A 17,762-nucleotide genomic window follows, 5' to 3' on the forward strand; every position below is an offset into this window, starting at 1 on the left:
GGAGATGAGCCTGTTCAAACGGATCTCGGGCATCCTCCGGAAGCCGGAGCCGCCCAAGCCTGAAAAGAGCCTGCTGACGCTGGGTCCGGGCGATATATGCGAGGTGTCTCTGGTCACCTATGAGGTCATCGGCAAGACGCAGAACGTCAGGCGCAGGGAAACCTTCCTGTCCCTCCAGGACGGGACGGAGCTGCGCTATCTCCATATCGAAGACCGTCAGAGCACCGAGTATACGCTGTATGCTCCGGTGGACGGAAGAATGGATTCCATAGAAGAGATCCCTTCCACGATGGAATTGGACGGAAGAGACTACTACCTGGAAGAGAACTACTCGTCGCCGGTCCAGGTGACGGGCCGCTCGCCGCATCAGGCGGGCGGGGAGCTTCATGTATGGCAGTACCAATCCGACGACCGCAGGCTGCTCCGCATCGAATGGCAGGAAGGGAGAATCCTTCTCTATGAGGGGGAATCGATCCTGACGGCCGACGTGAAGGTGCTGCGGGGAAGCTAGGAGGGCTAGCAGATGGGCAAAAAGTGGTTGAACGCCCTTAAGTGGGTCCTGGCCGCGACGCTGATGGTATCGCTGCTCAGCGGCTGCGGAGCTCCCAGAGTAAGCGATCAGTACCCGCTCGTGTCGGTAAGCAAGGACGGCGGCCAGACCTCCTATGTGTACCGGGCCGCCGGCGAGACCGTGCCGGAGGTCGCAGCTAGGCTTGCGGAGCAGAAGAAGCCCCAGCAGATGTCGGATTCGGACGATGAACGGATGTTCCTCGTCTATTCCGACCAGTGGTATCATCTGCAAAGGGATCCGGCCGAGCCTCAGGATACGCTGATCGAGATCGACAACAAGGAATTCATACAGCGGAACTACAGCCCTTCCTTCCTGGAAGGCTACTTGACGGCTGTATTGGTCGGACAGCTGTTCGACACGATCGGGAGCTACGGCAAATACCGCGGGTATACTGGCCGCGATGTCTACAAGCCGGCGACCGGCTCTTACCGGACGCCTTCCGCATCGGACAAAAAGATGGCGCCTCCTCTGACGGTGCCCGGAAAGGGCTTCATCACCAAGCGAGGCGGCAAGGTCACGGATCGTCCGAGCGACAGCGGTGGCCTCTTCGACCGCAATCCGACGACCTCCAGCGGGAGCAAAGGCACGATCAAGCGGGGCGGCGGATCCTCCTCGGACAGCGGCGGCTCGTGGCTGTCTCCGCGCAAGAGCGTGCCGAAGACGAAGTTCGGCAGCTCCGGCAAAATAAGGCGCCGACGATAACCGGCGAGATAGATATGCCGAATCCGCCATCGGCATAGATTAGATCAGGCGCGCTTCATCAAGGAGGAAGCCTATGGACAGAATCGCCATCATCTCGGATATCCACGGCAACATGCCGGCGCTCGAGGCTGTGCTCGGCGACATCGCCAGACGGGAAATCGGCCGGATCGTCTGCTTGGGCGATCTCATCGGCAAGGGACCGGGCTCGGCTGAAGCCGTCGATCGGATCCGCAGCAGCTGCCAGGCCGTCATCAAGGGGAACTGGGACGACTTCATCAGCAAGGAATCCGAGCTTGAATTCATCCGGTGGCATCAAGCCCGTCTCGGGGAGGAACGGCTCCGCTATTTGGCCGGCCTTCCCTTTTCCGTGGAATACGTTCTGAGCGGCAGGCGGATCCGACTGCTCCATGCCTCTCCCGAAAGCGTGTATAAGCGGGTGCAGCCCTGGGATTCAGAGGAGACCAGGCTGGCGATGTTCGAGCCTCCGCCCGGGAAGGAGCATCGGGCCGATGTGCTTGGATACGGCGATATCCACCAAGCCTATGTCCAGCATCTGGACGGCCGGATGCTGTTCAATTGCGGCAGCGTAGGCAACCCGCTGGATATGACGCAAGCTTCCTATGCGGTTCTGGAGGGATCGCGTCAGGCGGCCGGAGCGGCTCCATTCTCCTTGCAGCTGATTCGCGTGCCGTATGATATCGAGGAGGCGGTAAGGCTGGCTCTCGAGGCCGGCATGCCCGATGCCGAGGCTTACACGCTGGAGCTGAGAACCGGACGTTATCGCGCAAAACGACTTGACAGTGGAGGCGATGCCGATGATACGCGCGATCCTGTTTGACCTGGACAACACGCTGCTCGACCGCCAGGCCGCTTTCCTCCGCTTTGCCTCCAGGCTGGCGGATGACTATGCCGATGCAGCGGGCGATGAACGCCAGAGCTGGATCGACTCCGTCGTCGAATGGGATGAAGACGGATACAAGAACAAACCGCAATTGTTCCGGGACATCCTGCAGCGCCTCCCGTGCAGGCCGGCGGCGGGGTGGGAAGAGCTGTACGGATACTACCAGACGCATTATGTGGCTTCCGCCGTTCCGATGGAGGGGATGAGAGAGCTGTTGTCCGCGCTTCGTCCCTACTACAGGCTGGGCATCGTCACGAACGGCAGGGACGACATCCAGAACGGCAAGATCGACAAGCTGGGCATTCGGGGCTGGTTCGGCTCCATCGTCGTCTCGGAATCGGCGGGAATCAAGAAGCCGTCTCCACTCATATTCGCCCGGGCTCTGGCTGAGCTCGACGTCAATCCCGAGCAGGCGCTCTTCGTCGGGGATCATCCCGTCAACGACGTCGAAGGCGCGCTTCTCAGCGGAATGCGGGCCGTATGGCTCAAGCGGAGCCAGCCCTGGAACGAATCCATCGCGGTCATGCCCGATGCCGTCATCTCCGGCCTGGCCGAGCTTCCCGAAGCGATCCGGCATGCATGGGGCCAGACGGCATCATCCATCAAGCGGCTTTCCTGATTTCAGGGAGCCGCTTTTTTTGCCGCGTCCCGGGCGGGCCGGAGCATTGACGATCGTCACCTTGTTCTTGCCCGTCGTCTTGGAGCGGTACATGGCTTCATCGGCTTCCCGGATGACTTCCTCCACGGTGCTGCCGCTGCGGGAATAGCTGACGCCGATGCTCATCGTGACGATGGACTCTTCTTCGACCCGGCGGCGGAGCAGCTCTGCGATCTCGGCGGCCTTGTCCCCGGCGCCTACAGCGAGCAGCAGCTCCTCGCCCCCGTAACGGCCGGCTATGCCGCCGCTCTGGCTGATCTCCCGCATGATCTCGGCGACCTGCTTGAGCACCCCGTCCGCCCGATGATGCCCGTGGGTGTCGTTCAGCTTCTTGAAGTTGTCGATGTCGCCGAAGATGACGGCGATTCCCTTGCCGCGGACCATCATCTGGCCGGCCTTCTGATGGAAGTGCTTGCGGTTGTACAATCCCGTCAGCCCGTCGGTGATGGAGGAGCGGTAAGTCGTCAGCAGCCTGTCGACCACCCATTCGAACAGCAGCAGGAAAAGCAGGATGAAGTAGATGACGGGCAGCATTCTAGAGAGCAGCAGCAGCATCGGCACGCTGCCTTGGAAGACATAGCGGTCGGTGACGCGGGCCAGGTCTCCGGCGAAGTAGATCATGAGGCCGACGGAATACTTCGTGCGCAGCTCGACACCTCTCGTGTCCAGCAAAATCAGGAAATTGACAAGAATTCCATAGAAATCGAGGCCTACGAACGGGATCGGCGCGCCGGCGGAAGTCTCCAGCAGACGCGGATTGAATGCGATCTCGAGTCCCGCGATGAGGGCGGCGGCGAGCGCCATCAGGAAAAAGGGCGCTCCCTTGAGGCGGACGGCAGGATGGCTGTATAATTTCATGAACACAAAGTTTATAATGATGAAAGCGAAAATGCCCAGCAGTCTGGTCCCCAGCTGGAGAAGCGGCGGGGAGGTCCCGCCGTCGGCCCCGGCAGCCTGAAGCAGCTGCAGCATCATCAGGAGCGGCAGCACGACGATCAGCAGCCGGTAGACGGGATGCCGCCGGTAGCTGCGGTACAGGCGCACGGACATGAACATCATCATGGCCAGCACGGTGAGGGAGCAGGCTGAAGCGAACAGTCCGATGGAAGGGTTCGACATCCAATTGGTCATAGCGAATACACTCCGTCTTTGTCAACGATTCTTCTTGCGACTTCGGATCTCGAATTCCATGATCTTGCTGCCTGGAATCTATCGAGGGTCCGTTTCATGCTACAATGGCGGTATCGGCTTGACGGGAGGAAGATATTAGAGGGAACGTCCGTTCTAGTATAACATGATCATGTCTGTTCGGAGGAGATGCGGACGATGGAAATTTTGCAGGCCTTGTTTTTTCCGCCGGAACAGCCCGGCGGCGTTTCTTCCATGGTTCCGTACATGCAGGAGAGGTTCAACAAAGTCGGCTGGCCGACAGAGCTGTTCTCCCTGCCCAAAAGAATCCGGGGCAAAGGAAAGGAGGACTTTCCGTTCCTCCATCTGAATGCGGGCGAGTTCGAGGACAATCCGATTACGGCCAAATATTTGCAGACGCTTCGGGATTACCTGTGGTGGACAAAGCTGCGCGTCAAGCGCTCCTATGATCTGATCCATGCGCATCATCCCGTTGCGGCGCTTGTCATGAAGCAGGTCTTCCCGGATACGCCGCTGGTCGTCACGATCCATTCCAGCTACGAGAGGGAGCTGATCCTTAACGGCAAAATTCAGGAGGGCGGTCCCGAACACCGGTTCCTGACATCCATCTACAAGGAAATCGAGGATACCGCGGACCGGATCCTGACGGTGTCGGATTCATTCCGCGCCTATCTGGCGCCCTATGTGGAGCGCCCCGAAGACATCGGAATCATCGCCAACGGATTCGACGAGCGCAGATTCAAGCCGATCAGCCACGAAAATGCGGTTCCGCAGCTCATTACGGTATGCCGGCTCGTCCCTGCCAAGGGCATCGACATCCTGCTCCATGCCTGCGCGGAGCTGAAGGCCAAAGGGCATCCGTTCGTGCTGCACATCATCGGCGACGGCCCGATCCGCGAGGAGCTCGAGGCGCTGGCCCAGAGCCTGGACTTATACGACGACATCATCTTTTACGGCTACATGCTCCATCCGGAGGAGTTCATGCCCTTCTTCGACGTTTTTGTCCTTCCGTCCAGAGCGGAGGCGTTCGGCAGCGTGTTCGCCGAAGCGGCCTTGTGCTGGCTTGCGCTTGTCGGGACGGATGTCGGCGGCATCGGCGAGCAGATCGACGACGGCGTGAACGGACTGCTCGTTCCCCCGGACGATCCGGCCGCGCTCGCGGCTGCGCTGGAGAGCCTCGTGACGGATTCGACGTTCCGCTACCAGCTGGCGCGGGCGGCATGGGACAAAGCGAAGAAGGCCTATTCCCTTACGAGAGTGATTTCCCAATTGAAGCAGGTCTATCTGGAGACGGCGCCGGAAGCGGGCGGGAACGGCTAATTCCCCCCCCTCCCGGTTTTTTTGCGTATCATCAGCAGCAGCCATCCGAGGCTTACGAAGCCGAACAACGGATAGAGCGTCGAGACGAGCGGGCCGAAGCCGATCTGGCTGAGCAGATAGCAGAAGATGAGGATGAGGATGATGATCAAATTCCGGGGAATGGGGAGGCGGTCCTGCAGCTGGAGCGCAAGGCCGTACACGTCCGCGATCAGCGTCGTGAAAATCTCGGAGAAGATCAGGAAAATGTAGATGAGCTGCACGCCGCTGCCGAGCTGCCGCGCGATGCCGCCCATCGGAATCGCATATTGCTGGACGCCCGGCATATGGGAGCTGAGGGCGATATGGCCTGCCAGCAGCATGAAGCCGATGCCGAAACCTCCGAACCAGGAGCCGAGCTTGATCGCCTTGCGGTCGGCGATCTCGGCTCCGAGCGGCACGAGCACGGCCTGGGCCATGGCGAGGTTGAAAGCCGTATACAGGAATGGGGAAGCCCATATCCGAAGCGGCGATGCGTCGGTCTGCAATGTGATCCAGCGATCTGAGCCGGGAGAATGGAAGGTGTCGAACAGGACGAACACGGTGAACAGCAGCATGACGGGCACGACGATGCTGTTGACGGTAAGGATCGCCTTCATTCCCCTGCGCAGCATCGCATAACAAGCGACGAGAGTGACGACGAGGCCGGTCTGATACGAGATGTTCCAGTTCTCATAAAAGATCGTTCCCGCTCCGGCAAGCATGATCGCATTGACGCCGAGCAGCACGACAAGCATGAAATGGCTGACCAGCTGCCCGATCGAGCGGCCGAACAGCGCCTTGTTGAGATCCTCGTAGGATTTGGCGCCGATCTCACCGGCCAGAATCATCATCTTGGCTCCGAGCCAGATGAAAAAAACCGTCGCGACAGCAATGGTGAAGGAAGCCCAGTAGCCGTACCGGGTGAAAAACTGCAAGATTTCCTGTCCGGTCGCGAAGCCGGCTCCGACGATGGTGCCCATATACGTAAACCCGATCTGCAGCACTCGCCCTGTGCGTCCCGGCATTCTCGTCGCCTCCGCTTCTGAATCAATCCCTACCATTCTATGACAGGGAGGGGACAGGCATGACAAGTCTTTGGCAGGCGGGGAGCCCGTCCCGGGTTGCGCGAACGCTCCAGCTATGATAATTTAACGGAAAGAATGACGCCGGAAGGGACTAATGCGCCATGGAACAATTGAAGCAACGCATCTTGCAGGAAGCCTCTGTCATGTCGAGCGACGTGGTCAAGCTCGATGCGATTCTGAATCATCAGGTCGATCCTGTCCTTACGATGGAGATGGGGCGGGAATTCGCGCGCATCTTCGCCGAGGAGCAGGTGACCAAAGTCATTACGGTGGAATCGTCCGGCATTCCCGTCGCGTTCGCCACCGCCCTCGAGCTCGGTGTGCCGCTGCTGTTCGCCCGCCGCAAGAAGACGCTGATCGCCGATCCGGATCATTATTCGGAACGGGTGCCTTCGTTCACCAAGGGAATCGTGACGGATCTGATGGTATCCAAGTCCATGCTCTCTGCGGACGACCGGCTGCTGTTCATCGACGACATCATCGCCAACGGAGATGCCGCGCGCGGCCTGGTCCGCATCATCGAGCGCTCCGGGGCTTCGCTGGCCGGTCTCGGCGTCGTCGTGGAGAAAGCCTTCCAAGCCGGCGCAAGCACGATGCGGGAGAGCGGAATCCGCGTGGAATCGCTGGTCAAGATCGCCTCGCTCGAGAACGGGAACATCGTGTTCGCGGATTGAGCACAACATCAGCGGGAAATCAACTCTTTTCCCGGATAGCCGTATCCCCTATAATAGGAACAAGATCTTCAAGGGAGGCATAAGGATATGGAAAACGCGAGTTCCGAGTTTTTTGAATCCAAGCTGTCCGATGCCAAAGTCCATTTCGAGCGCGCGCTCGATTGCAAACATACGGAGTTTGACGATCTCTATCCTTACATGATCGAGCATCCGCAGTTTTTCTGGTACAAGCGCTACGTCGCCTGGTCGGAGCTGCTGACGGTCGTGAAGCTCAGCGAGGAGCTGGGGATGGAATGGAAGGGCCAGTTCACCGAGCGCCAGGCCGATTATATCGCCAAGCGCGTGATGTCTTCCAGAGTTCTGGACGAGTGGTTCGAGACTAACGACACCAAGGAGCATGTCGGCAACGCCGAGTGACCTGTCGAACGTCGAATGATCTGCCGGCAACGCCGAATGAAGCCAGTCGGCGACGCCGAAGGAGCTGCGGCAACGCCGAATGAAGCATAGAGAGGTCCGGGAGACATGCGGCTAGCCAGTCTTCCGGGGCTTTTTTTGCGTCTTGAGGATACGATATGCATAGCTGGAGCTGTTTCAACCTTGAGAATGGAGGGTACATTTATGAACATCGCAAGCGAAGACCTGCTGAACCAATATCGGCTCTCAGGCGAGAAGGTCAGGGTGATCCGGGATGAGATGGAGCAGAACGACGTGCTTGGAATCGTAGTGGCCTGGGATGACGATTCGGTCATGATCCGAAGGCCGAACAAGCGTGTCGTCAAGCTGAGCCGGAGCTACCGGTACGAGCCTGCAGCGGCTCCGCGTTCCTGATCGTCCTCAACAAACGAAGGAGGCGGCGCAACATGTTATGCCCTAACGACCATATGGTCATGAATCATTCGGAGACGGACGGAATTTCGATCCACAAATGCCCGGTATGCGGAAGCGTGCGGCTTACCGGACATGAAGAGGACAAGCTGGCATTCGGAGGGGTGGAGCTCTATCCTTACACTCCAGGTCCTGCCGCTGATCCTGAGCAGGAAGCCCCGTTCGGAGCCGGCTCAGCGGAAGCAGGAGAGCGTGCAAGCAGCAGGGATGAGCAGGTTACGGTGTACGGAGCTCCCGATCCGGAAGCCGCGCCTGGCGCCGGCTCATCTCCTTACGGGTATGTGCCGGCTGAAGCCGGGGCTTTGGCTATCGGAACGGCGGACGAAGGGTATGGAATGCCTCCTGCGGAATTCGGGAGAGCGCAGAAGCATACGGTGGAGCAAGCCATGCAGGGAAGCCATGCGTACCAGCCGCTGCCTTCAAAAAACTGAATTGCGGAACTTTTAGGGATCCGTTGACTTGTCCATGACGGACATGATAATATAAACAACGTTGCAGCGGTTGCTTCGCTGCGAAGTACAAGATGTGCGGTCATGGCGGAATTGGCAGACGCGCTAGATTCAGGTTCTAGTGTCAGCAATGACGTGGAGGTTCAAGTCCTCTTGACCGCACCATACCTCAACCTTTCACAGGCTCTTGAACGGCATTTCTGCCGTCAGGAGCCTGTTTTTCATGTCGTTCATGTTTGACGCGGCAGGGTCGCCGATCATTCCCTCTTGCAAATGATCGACGACAGGGTTGGAAAAGCCGGCCGGTCTCTCAGCTCCGAACCGTTCTTTCCGGCATGCTTGGATCCTGCAGGCGAATGACCACTTTGCCGAACCGGCCGCCTTCCTGGACGGCGACTTTGCCGGAAGGGTATGTCCTCTCCAAGTAGTCCGCCACCGTCTTGCGGCTCCTCTCATCGGAAGGAAGGCCGTAGATGCGGAGCCAATGCATCGCTTCCTGCAGCGCCTCTTCTATGGAGAGCTCGGCCGATTTCATTTCCCGGGTGACGAGCGACTCATAGGAATATCCTTTGAGATACAGGAGGTGGAGGAAATACCCGAACTCCGTTTCTTTTTCCTTGAAGGGCCTATCGGCGAGCAGCGGCCAGATTTCTTGCGCCAGGCTGTTCACCCTTGAGCCAGCCGGCATGCTGATATAGCAAAACTGCCGGGCGCATCGGAGTACCTTTTCCACGCTTTCCCAGTCGAGGATCACCGGGCACATGGAGACAAAAACGAGATCGAAGGCTTGGCTCCAGCCTCTTGCCTGCACATCGACAGCCTCGAACGGCTCGGATACGATCGTCGTCTTGTCCAGGCCGAATTTCTTCATGTTTTCTTGCAGCAGCCCGATCAGAGGGGGAGAGGATTCGACAGCCGTGACATGAGCTCCTCGCTCGGCAAAAGGCACGGAAAACACTCCCGAGGCGGCGCCGATGTCCAGAACGGAGGCGTTATGGAAAGGGACCCCTTGTCCTTCGAGCCAGGCTATGATCCTGTCGGTTCGTTTTCGTCCTTCCGCGCTGAATGACTGCTCGTTGAAGGAAGCCGCCTTGGAATCGAACGATCGGGACGGATCGATTCCGGCTTTTTTCATCGTATTCACAAGGGTATCTCCAGCATGTTTCCATTCTTGCTCCCAAACAGCCGCATCAAAAAATGAGGGCATGTAATCTCCTCCTAGAAGTAAAGTGTCGTCATGGGAAAGCTTGTCCAGCTTCTGGAGCAGGCAATCCCTCTTTCTATATAACCATAATGGACCTCTAATGTCCACAATAAAAGCGGCCTTAGACAGAAACGGATATTCCCATGTCCTTGATGTCCTTGATTCAGGAGCTTGCTCGGCGCCGCCGATGTTGAAGAGCCGAAGGGAACTGTCGGGCGGGGGGCGACAGTCTATTTGCATGGCAGCAGGAGCTTGTTGACGACGGCGGAGCTATGCGGTATTCTGGGTTCATATCAGTAAATTAGTAATTTAGTAAATTAGTAATTTAAAAAAGTTCGCTTGCATGCCATGCGGATAGGAAGAAAGGGAGCTGATTTCTCGTGAAAATACCTACGGGCCTTAAGCACAAGCCCGTCCTTGTGACGGAAAATTACGAGCAGGTGGATGGACGGAATGCGAATCATTCCGATGCGAAGGGCCTTTCGCTCGGCCTCGCCCAATGGAACGACCGCGGCAAAGTCGACATCTCGGCCAAGGTATGGCGCTATACCGGAGAGAAATGGTCCCGCCAGTCGGAGGAGCTGCCTCTTCACCGGGTGCTTGATCTCGCGATTCTGCTTACGCGGGGCATGATGCACTTCCGCGAGGCTTACCGATACCCCGAGCTGTATGATCCGGAAAATCCGGTGATCGACCGCGTCGGACTTCAGGGCGATGCGATGACGGTAGAGGTATGCACGGGCAACGACAGAATCGGCGAAGACATCCGGCTGTTCAGCCAGGCGTTGGGCGAGGATGGAGAGCTGCTCGGGGAACGGCTGGCGGTGCTGTCCCGGCAGCTGAAGGAAATGGGCTATTAAGCATTCCACGGAAGGAGAATACAATCATGTCGCTGGATAAGCAAAGCAAAAAGGAGCTTGCCTCCGAATACAAGCAGTCCTTTCGCCCCATGGGCGTCTATCAGATCCGCAATACGCAGAACGGCAAGGTGCTCGTATGCGGCAGCATGGATCTTCCCGGAGCGAAGAACCGGCTGGACTTTTTCAAAAGCACGGGACTGAACAGCATGCACGAGCTTCAACAGGACTGGAAAACATACGGAGCGGACAGCTTCGTTTATGAAGAGCTCGATCAGATCAAGCCGAAGGAAGAGTTCATGGGGGATCGCTCCGAGCTGAAGGCTTACCAGGCGGAGGTCGACGCCTTGCTTGAACTATGGCTGGAGAAGCTGGAGCCGTACGGAGACAAAGGCTACAACAAGCCGAAGCGGCAAAGGTAGGATGCCTTCAAGCATCCGAATAGAGGAAGCTCCGGGAGCTCGCCGGCATTCTGATGCAGAAGCATTTCGTGGCGGGCATGACGGACTCGGTCAAATAGAGGCGAGCATCTTGGCCGTCAACCGGCTCGAAGGCTTGCCGGGAACACTTTATGAAGCCGGACTATGCTTGCGATGGCTGGGACGGCATCCCGATGCCGGGCCAAGCAGCATGCCCATAAATCGAAAAAGCTCCGCATCCGCCGTCCGGCAGCGATGCAGGAGCTTTTTTGCGAGTTGGAAATGAACGTGGGGAACATCCCCGCTCCATTTACTCCTATGGTGGCATAACTTTCTTCAGCTGTCAGGCACCCATTCAATGCGTTCTTCGCCTAGTGAAATACCAGCCGCCAGCCACGAAAGCGAAGAGCAGCACGAGATTGAATCCGACGCCCTCCAGCAGCGAAGCGTTGAACAGCAAGGCTTCGAAAAAGGAAGCCACATGGGTCCGCAGCGCAGGAATCGCCGTCCCGGCCGGGATCGCCGTTATGAACAGCACCCACAGCAGCCATCCGACAAGATGGTCGAAGCCGGAGACCAGCATGCTTAGGAGCGCCATCGCCATCAGATAAAAAACCGTTTGGTAGAGAAAAGAGCCGGCTATGCCAAATTCATTCCAATGGAACGCTTCAATAAGATCGACGGTGTTGCGGTGAAGCACCTTCTCTTCAAGCATAGGCCACAAACAATTGAACAAGGCGATGGCCATCGCCCATACGGCATAAACGAGTTGAAGCCCCCAAAAATACTGGTTTCGGCCCGCACCTAAATGCATGATGCGTTTGTAATAGCCGAGCGGAAGCACGGTTGCGAACAGGAGCAAAATGAGCAGCAGCAGGTTGCCGTCCGAGAGCGCGGAATTATCGCTGCCGGCTGTAAAGAGGCCGACGATGAATTCAGCGAACCTGCCAAGAAGGATGAACAGGATGACTATCCCTATGGATAACCTCAGTTGCAGATAGGTCGCTTTTAAATGAACGGCCAATGAACCCAATTTAGCGGCCTCCTTCGATCAAATACGAGAAAAACTTTTGAAGCGATAGACTTTCAATCGCAATGTCTAGTTTGCGGGCCTGCAGCCTGTCCTCATCGGCCAGCTTGTCGTAAATGGCGGCAAGCTTCCCGTGGCCGTAGGATTCCGTATGCAGGACTCGCTTTCCTTTTGTAAACGAAGCCATGGCTTCCGAATTTCCGCGGATCAAATATGCTGCCGTGCGGATCTGATTCATGTCGTCATGAAGCAGGAGGGACCCTTCGTCAAGGATGTAGACCCGCTCTGCGATGGGAGCGATCTCATCGATCAAATGCGTTGAAACTACAATCGTACGCGGATGTTCGGCGTAATCCTCCAGCAGCTCCTTGTAAAACTTTTCCCGCATCAAGACATCAAGCCCAAGCACCGGCTCGTCGAATAAGGTCAACGACGCTCGGCTGGACAGGCCGATGATGTTTCCTACGAGCGACTCCGTGCCTCTTGAGAGCTGCTTGATTTTTTGGCTGGGATCGAGCCGAAACGTGTGGAGCAGCTTATGGGCGAATGTCCAGTCCCAATGGGGATGAAAATGGGCAGCGAACTGCAAAATCTCCATCAGTCGCGCTCCTCCAAACAGCTTGTTGTTCTCCCGCACGAAACAGCAATCTTCCGGAAGCGCTCCTTTTCCCAGCTTTTTTCCTCTTGCCACGATGGTGCCGTCGTTCGCGAAGAGTCCGCCTGCAATCAGGTTGAGCAAAGTTGTTTTGCCAGCGCCGTTTCGGCCAAGCAAGCCATAGATCACGTTTTCCTCCAGCTGTATATCCAGATCCCGCAATGCATAGGTTCGGCCATATCTTTTGGTTAAGTTGTCGCAGCTCAGCACGATGCTCACAATGACTTCATTCCTTCCTTAATCGCTTGATCATCTCGATGATGTCCTCGGTTGCGAGCTCGAGCTTGTCGGCTTCAGAAATGAGATTGGACAGCAGCTCCTTGTAGAATCGAGTTCTTCGCTGATTCTGAATCTTTTGCTTGGCATCGGAAGAGACGTACATGCCGAGCCCTCTTTTTTTATACAAAATAGTTTCATTCACGAGCAGGCCGATCCCCTTCACAACCGTCGCCGGATTGATTTGAAACAGCTGGGAAAACTGAGCGACGGAAAGAATCTGCTCGTCCTCCCGGTATGTTCCATTGAGAATATCGTCTTCAATAATATCCGCTACTTGTTGGAAAATCGGCTGCTTTTCGTCAAAAGTGACGTTCATTGCCTCACCACTCAGCATCGTAATTTAATTCATCTAACAGAGAACCCTAGCTTAAAAGCGAAAATATGTCAATAATCAAGCCTTCGGAACGGAACGCAATGATTGTTTACAAGAGGTCCAGTTATTGACAATGGATTTCCCTGGAACTATAGTATACCACATGAGTGACATACCGACATACTTAAAATTGAACTTCCAGAGGGAGCACTCCAAAAGGATGGCAAATAGACAACGGGGAGATAAAATCCATGAAACCATTGATCGAATTCAAAAACGTTGCGAAAGAATACAAAATAGGCGAAGTGCCGATCAAGGCGCTGAACGGCATTGACTTTACGATCGACGAGGGCGAATTCGTCGTTGTTCTGGGTGCGAGCGGCGCCGGCAAAAGCACGATTCTGAATATACTTGGCGGCATGGATACGGTCACCTCGGGCAAGGTGACGGTCGACGGCGAGGACATCACCGGCTTCAGCGAGAAGAAGCTGACGGGATATCGCGCCGAGAAGGTTGGCTTCGTCTTTCAATTCTATAACCTGATTCCCAATTTGAATGCTCTAGAGAACGTTGAATTCGCAACCGAAGTATGCAAAAACCATCTGGATGTCAAAGAGATCTTAAATCAAGTCGGATTAAAGAGCCGGATGAAGAACTTCCCGTCCCAGCTATCCGGAGGAGAACAGCAGCGAGTTGCCATCGCACGCGCCGTTGCAAAGAACCCTTCGCTGCTGCTCTGCGATGAGCCCACGGGGGCGTTGGATCATGTGACCGGCAAGTCCGTCTTGAAGCTTCTTCAGGATTTGAACAAGGAAACGAAAAAGGGTGTTGTGCTCGTCACGCATAACTCCGCGATTGTGCCGATGGCGGATAAAATCATCCGGGTGAGAAGCGGAAAAATCGAAAGCGTAACGGTCAATGAGCACAAGCAAAGCGTCGAGGGGATTGAGTGGTGATGAAATTATTCAAAAAGCTGTTAAGGGATATCAGGCAATCGGTCGGCCAATTCCTTGCCTTCGTGTCGGTTATCGCCATAGGCGCTTTTTTCTACACGGGACTGGTTACGTTGAGCGACAACCTCAGCGCCTACTCGAACGATTACTTTCATGCGCACAATCTGAGCGACTTGAACGTCTACTACGACCGGATTTCCAAGCAGGATACGTCGGAGTTGGGCAAGATCGAAGGGATCAGCAAGGTAGAAGGGCGGTACACCTTCGAGGCGGCTCAATCTTTTGACGATACGAAAGCGACCTTGAAAATCCATTCGATCCCCGCCGGCAGCCGGATCAACACGCCTGCGATGATCGAGGGCGGCATCCCGGCCCGCAACGATGAGATCTTGCTGGATTCCCATTACGCCAAGGAGCATCAGTACAGAGTCGGGGATCAAATCAAGTTGAACGTCAATGGCGGGGATGTGGTGGCGTTCACTATCAGCGGCTTGGGCGAGAATGTGGAATATGCCAAAAAGAACGAAACCCAGGATCATAAATCAAATGGATTCGCCTATGTGGCTGAAGCTGCAGTTCCTCGAATCGCCGGCGGCCTATACTACAATGAGGTTCTGGTCGATGCGGAAGAAGGGTACGATATCGAACGGCTGGGCCGGAACATTGAAGCGCGATCCCAAAAGCTCTCCTACATAAGCCAAATAAGAAAAGAGCGGACATTCAGCTATTCGCAGCTCCAACAGACGGTCTACAACAATAAAGTGATGAGCAAGGTCATTCCGCTCGTTCTCTTTATCATCGAAGCGGTCATTCTCTTCCTCACGATGTCTCGGATCATCGATTCGCAAAGGAACCAAGTCGGTATTATGAAGGCTTTAGGGGTAAAGAGCAGCAGCATCATGCTTCATTATATGGGGTTTCCGGTGCTCGTCGGGATCATAGGCTCCGTTCTTGGCTGCGTCTTCGCGGCGATCATATTCATCCCAATGATCGAGGCCTCGAATGCCAGATCCTACTCGCTGCCGAACATTGCCTTCTCCCTTTCGTTCTTCTCGGCCGTTGCGCCTATCCTGTTCTCGAGCGCATTCGGCATGCTTGCTTGTTACTTGAGCGGCATGGGTATTCTGCGAGAACACGCGGCGCAGGCGATGAGGCCTAAACCGCCGAAGAAGATGAGGGAGCTGTTCCTTGAACGGTTTCCTGGAATCTGGAGACGCATTTCCTACAGCAATAAGCTGATTTTGAGAAACATCTTCCTTAATAAGCAAAAGGCGATAGCGAGCTCCGTCGGAGTTGTGGTGAGCACGGTGCTGCTCATTACGGCTTTCGGAACCCAAACATCCTTGCAGAGGGTGGCTGGCCAGATCGAAGAGGTGAATGCCTATGATCTGAAGGTCGAATACACGAGCGGGGAAGAGCTGGAGAAGGCGGAGCTGCCCGGCAGGATCGAAAGCAGCTATTACCTGTCGTCCTTGCCGATCGATTTCGTCAAAGGCGACGATCAAGAGAACGCCATGCTGACCGTCACGGAGAAGGACAACGCCCTTATTCGATTCTTTGACGAGAACGACAAGCCGATGACGCTTGTGGACAGCGGCGTGCTGGTGCCCAGATCGTATGCGGATCACTATAAGATCGCGATAGGGGATACGATCCGAATTCGATTCACCGATCCGTCGTTCGCGAATAAGACGGTCGATATGAAGGTCGCCCAAATATCCAGTCAGTATTCGAACCCGTCGTTCTTTTGCTCGATAGCGTACCTCAACAGCTTCGGCATCGATTACAGCCCGACTTCTGTTGTCGTGAAAGCCAGCAGCGCCGCAGACCTTGCCAACATCCGACAGTTCTTCGAGCAAGACAAACGGGCAGCTACGATCTACGACAAGGATGATCTGAGAAAATCCGCTCAATTCATTCTGAAGCAAAACAGCTTCATCTTCATCATGTTCATCATCAGTGCCGTCATTCTTTCGTTTGGCGCCATCTACACGATATCCTCCATCAACATATACGAAAGGATTCGCGAGCTGGCTACGCTTAAGGTACTGGGATATCAAAAAAGGAAAATAAATCGGCTTATCTTTTTTGAGAACCTGATCCTCACCACCTTTGCGGTCATTATAGCGCTTCCGGCCAGCGGCTATTTGTATTCCATTGTCATCGGGGCGCTGTCGAGCACCCATCAGCAAATTCCGGATCGGCTTAATCTGGTTGTCATGCTGGTATCCGTCATGCTGGCCTATCTGCTCACCACTCTCTCCAACTTGCTGCTTCGGAGAAAGGTATCCCGGATCCATATGATCGAATCGTTGAAAAGCATCGAATAGTTGAAGGAAATATTTGGCCAGCCCTTAAACCGAGACAAAACTCAACAAGAGTGTTTAGTTTTTAGTCAGAGCGATTCTGCCCGCTCCTTTTTTAACTTGGAGACAAACAAGCAGCTGCCGCGAAGGCCAGCTGCTCCTAGGTCTCTGAACGATCTGTACCTCAGCTTTAATGGAATGAAGCCTGAAGCGCCTTCTCCAGCTTCTCCAGCACCGCCTGGTTCTCCTCCGGCCGGCCGATCGTGATCCGCAGCCAGGTCGGCATCTCGAAGTCTCGTCCCGGACGCACGAGAATGCCCTCCTGCAGCAGCCGGTCGAATACGGGACCGCTGTCGCGGCCGAGATTCACCATGACGAAGTTGGTCTCGCTGGGCAGGCAAGGCAGGCCGAGAAGCTCGAAAGCCTCATAATAACGCTGTTTTTCGCTGCGGTTGTTGTCCAGCACCGCCTGCAGGAAGGGTTCGTCATCGAGGCTTGCCGCCGCCGCGGCTTCGGCCAGGATGCCCAGATTGGGCGGCACCCGCAGCCGGTTCAGCGCCGCCGCGGCATCTGCCGCAGCTATGGCGTAGCCGATGCGCAGGCCGGCCAGTCCGTAGGCTTTGGAGAATGTCCTGAGCACGGCTATGTTCGGATAACGTCCGGTCAGGAGGGAGGTGTCCGGCTCATCGCCACGCTCCGCGTATTCCCGGTAGGCTTCGTCCAGCACGACGAACACATGCGGAGGCACGCGGTCCAGGAATCGCTGCAGCTCCTTGGCTGTGAAGTACGAGCCGGTAGGGTTGTTGGGATTGCACAGCCAGATGAGGCCGGTGGAAGGGGTGATTCTCCGCTCGACCTCTTCGAGATCGATGGCATGATTCCGCAGCGGGACCGTGACGGGCAAGCCGCCGGCCGCCAGCGTCGCGACCCGGTACCAGCCGAAGGACGGGGACGGAAGGAGAGCTTCTTCACCGGGCGCGAGGAACGTATAGGCGGCGAGCGACAACAGCTCGAAGGAGCCGTTGCCGAAGACGAGCTGATCCGGCTGAGTCCCCAGCTTCGCGGCCAGCTTGCTTCTCAGGCCGGAGGCCTGGCTGTCCGGATACAGGTAAAGGCGGGATACGGAATTTTGAATGGCGGCGGCTGCCAGCGGGGAGAAGCCGAGCGTATTTTCGTTGGCGGCCAGCCGAATTTCGGGAAGCCTTCCTTGACCGTTGGCTTCGGAAGCGGGCTTGGCCGGCAAAAAGGCTGGAATGCCTTGCAGTTCTTTTCTCAAAGGGTAAGCGCACATCTCGAATGTACCTCCTCGTCGCGGGTTGCTCGAACCGGCGAAG

The 17,762-nt window shown here is 56.1% G+C and carries 20 protein-coding genes and 1 tRNA gene; 14 read left to right on the forward strand and 7 right to left on the reverse strand.

The features are described 5' to 3' along the window. Window positions 1–4: 4 nt before the first annotated feature. The 4 genes from CIC07_RS09560 to CIC07_RS09575 all read left to right on the forward strand — a co-directional run bounded on the left by CIC07_RS09560 (window position 5) and on the right by CIC07_RS09575 (window position 2,793). Window positions 5–511: a DUF4178 domain-containing protein gene (locus tag CIC07_RS09560; RefSeq protein WP_076358131.1), complete on the forward strand. Its 507-nt coding sequence runs from the start codon at window positions 5–7 to the stop codon at window positions 509–511. 12 nt (window positions 512–523) lie between these two features. Continuing rightward, a complete protein-coding gene (locus CIC07_RS09565; RefSeq protein ID WP_076358130.1) occupies window positions 524–1,273 on the forward strand; it encodes a DUF4247 domain-containing protein in 750 nt (249 codons plus the stop codon). Between the two features lie 73 nt (window positions 1,274–1,346). Then, the gene (locus CIC07_RS09570; RefSeq protein WP_076358129.1) at window positions 1,347–2,111 is read left to right on the forward strand and encodes a metallophosphoesterase family protein; all 765 of its coding nucleotides are present in this window, start codon (window positions 1,347–1,349) and stop codon (window positions 2,109–2,111) included. Further along, window positions 2,089–2,793, forward strand: coding sequence for an HAD family hydrolase (locus CIC07_RS09575; RefSeq protein ID WP_157741889.1), 705 nt, complete (start codon window positions 2,089–2,091; stop codon window positions 2,791–2,793). Before CIC07_RS09570 ends, CIC07_RS09575 begins: the two co-directional genes overlap by 23 nt. Here the strand turns inward: CIC07_RS09575 and CIC07_RS09580 are convergent. Further along, complete coding sequence (locus tag CIC07_RS09580) at window positions 2,770–3,963, reverse strand: GGDEF domain-containing protein (protein WP_076358127.1); 1,194 nt, start codon at window positions 3,961–3,963, stop codon at window positions 2,770–2,772. The two genes, CIC07_RS09575 and CIC07_RS09580, sit on opposite strands and share 24 nt — an antisense overlap. Window positions 3,964–4,158: 195 nt before the next feature. Between CIC07_RS09580 and CIC07_RS09585 the strand changes: the two genes are divergently transcribed. Further along, entirely contained in the window at window positions 4,159–5,301 is a 1,143-nt protein-coding gene (locus CIC07_RS09585) for a glycosyltransferase family 4 protein (RefSeq protein ID WP_076358126.1), read from the forward strand. Here CIC07_RS09585 and CIC07_RS09590 read toward each other — a convergent pair. Continuing rightward, window positions 5,298–6,344 (reverse strand): YkvI family membrane protein, encoded by a 1,047-nt coding sequence (locus tag CIC07_RS09590; RefSeq protein WP_076358125.1) that lies wholly within the window; start codon window positions 6,342–6,344, stop codon window positions 5,298–5,300. The genes CIC07_RS09585 and CIC07_RS09590 overlap by 4 nt on opposite strands. 161 nt (window positions 6,345–6,505) lie before the next feature. Here CIC07_RS09590 and CIC07_RS09595 point away from each other — a divergent pair, with 161 nt between their 5' ends. The 5 genes from CIC07_RS09595 to CIC07_RS09615 all read left to right on the forward strand — a co-directional run bounded on the left by CIC07_RS09595 (window position 6,506) and on the right by CIC07_RS09615 (window position 8,577). Continuing rightward, window positions 6,506–7,078, forward strand: coding sequence for a xanthine phosphoribosyltransferase (locus CIC07_RS09595; protein ID WP_076358124.1), 573 nt, complete (start codon window positions 6,506–6,508; stop codon window positions 7,076–7,078). Window positions 7,079–7,165: 87 nt separating this feature from the next. Then, window positions 7,166–7,495 (forward strand): hypothetical protein, encoded by a 330-nt coding sequence (locus tag CIC07_RS09600; protein ID WP_076358123.1) that lies wholly within the window; start codon window positions 7,166–7,168, stop codon window positions 7,493–7,495. 207 nt (window positions 7,496–7,702) lie between these two features. After that, on the forward strand, window positions 7,703–7,906 hold the full coding sequence (locus CIC07_RS09605) for a hypothetical protein (RefSeq protein WP_094248380.1): 204 nt from the start codon (window positions 7,703–7,705) through the stop codon (window positions 7,904–7,906). Window positions 7,907–7,938: 32 nt separating this feature from the next. Further along, the gene (locus tag CIC07_RS09610; protein WP_139334439.1) at window positions 7,939–8,394 is read left to right on the forward strand and encodes a TFIIB-type zinc ribbon-containing protein; all 456 of its coding nucleotides are present in this window, start codon (window positions 7,939–7,941) and stop codon (window positions 8,392–8,394) included. A 96-nt stretch (window positions 8,395–8,490) separates the two neighbouring features. After that, window positions 8,491–8,577, forward strand: a tRNA-Leu gene (locus CIC07_RS09615). A 145-nt stretch (window positions 8,578–8,722) separates the two neighbouring features. Here the strand turns inward: CIC07_RS09615 and CIC07_RS09620 are convergent. Next, on the reverse strand, window positions 8,723–9,619 hold the full coding sequence (locus CIC07_RS09620; protein WP_076358120.1) for a class I SAM-dependent methyltransferase: 897 nt from the start codon (window positions 9,617–9,619) through the stop codon (window positions 8,723–8,725). A 377-nt stretch (window positions 9,620–9,996) separates the two neighbouring features. Here CIC07_RS09620 and CIC07_RS09625 point away from each other — a divergent pair, with 377 nt between their 5' ends. Further along, window positions 9,997–10,476, forward strand: coding sequence for a DUF6530 family protein (locus CIC07_RS09625; protein WP_076358119.1), 480 nt, complete (start codon window positions 9,997–9,999; stop codon window positions 10,474–10,476). A 26-nt stretch (window positions 10,477–10,502) separates the two neighbouring features. After that, the gene (locus CIC07_RS09630; RefSeq protein ID WP_076358118.1) at window positions 10,503–10,895 is read left to right on the forward strand and encodes a GIY-YIG nuclease family protein; all 393 of its coding nucleotides are present in this window, start codon (window positions 10,503–10,505) and stop codon (window positions 10,893–10,895) included. Between the two features lie 352 nt (window positions 10,896–11,247). On the opposite strand, the gene CIC07_RS09635 is transcribed toward CIC07_RS09630, so the two are convergent. The 3 genes from CIC07_RS09635 to CIC07_RS09645 are packed head-to-tail and all read right to left on the reverse strand — an operon-like array spanning window position 11,248 to window position 13,190. Next, window positions 11,248–11,925, reverse strand: coding sequence for a hypothetical protein (locus CIC07_RS09635; protein WP_076358117.1), 678 nt, complete (start codon window positions 11,923–11,925; stop codon window positions 11,248–11,250). Between the two features lies 1 nt (window position 11,926). Further along, window positions 11,927–12,796 carry an ATP-binding cassette domain-containing protein gene (locus tag CIC07_RS09640; RefSeq protein WP_076358116.1) on the reverse strand — a complete coding sequence of 290 codons (870 nt, stop codon included), beginning with the start codon at window positions 12,794–12,796 and terminating at the stop codon, window positions 11,927–11,929. 7 nt (window positions 12,797–12,803) lie between these two features. Next, window positions 12,804–13,190, reverse strand: coding sequence for a GntR family transcriptional regulator (locus CIC07_RS09645; protein ID WP_076358115.1), 387 nt, complete (start codon window positions 13,188–13,190; stop codon window positions 12,804–12,806). Between the two features lie 230 nt (window positions 13,191–13,420). On the opposite strand from CIC07_RS09645, the gene CIC07_RS09650 reads away from it, so the two are divergent. Together CIC07_RS09650 and CIC07_RS09655 are read left to right on the forward strand one after the other, a co-directional pair. Then, window positions 13,421–14,125 carry an ABC transporter ATP-binding protein gene (locus tag CIC07_RS09650; RefSeq protein WP_076358114.1) on the forward strand — a complete coding sequence of 235 codons (705 nt, stop codon included), beginning with the start codon at window positions 13,421–13,423 and terminating at the stop codon, window positions 14,123–14,125. Continuing rightward, window positions 14,125–16,452: an ABC transporter permease gene (locus CIC07_RS09655; protein WP_076358113.1), complete on the forward strand. Its 2,328-nt coding sequence runs from the start codon at window positions 14,125–14,127 to the stop codon at window positions 16,450–16,452. The genes CIC07_RS09650 and CIC07_RS09655 overlap by 1 nt, the downstream gene beginning before the upstream one ends. A gap of 166 nt (window positions 16,453–16,618) precedes the next feature. Here the strand turns inward: CIC07_RS09655 and hisC are convergent, their stop codons facing one another. Further along, on the reverse strand, window positions 16,619–17,719 hold the full coding sequence (hisC, locus tag CIC07_RS09660; protein ID WP_076358112.1) for a histidinol-phosphate transaminase: 1,101 nt from the start codon (window positions 17,717–17,719) through the stop codon (window positions 16,619–16,621). Window positions 17,720–17,762: the final 43 nt, after the last annotated feature.

The sequence above is a fragment of the Paenibacillus sp. RUD330 genome, from assembly GCF_002243345.2.
Taxonomy (GTDB): Bacteria; Bacillota; Bacilli; order Paenibacillales; family Paenibacillaceae; genus Paenibacillus_O.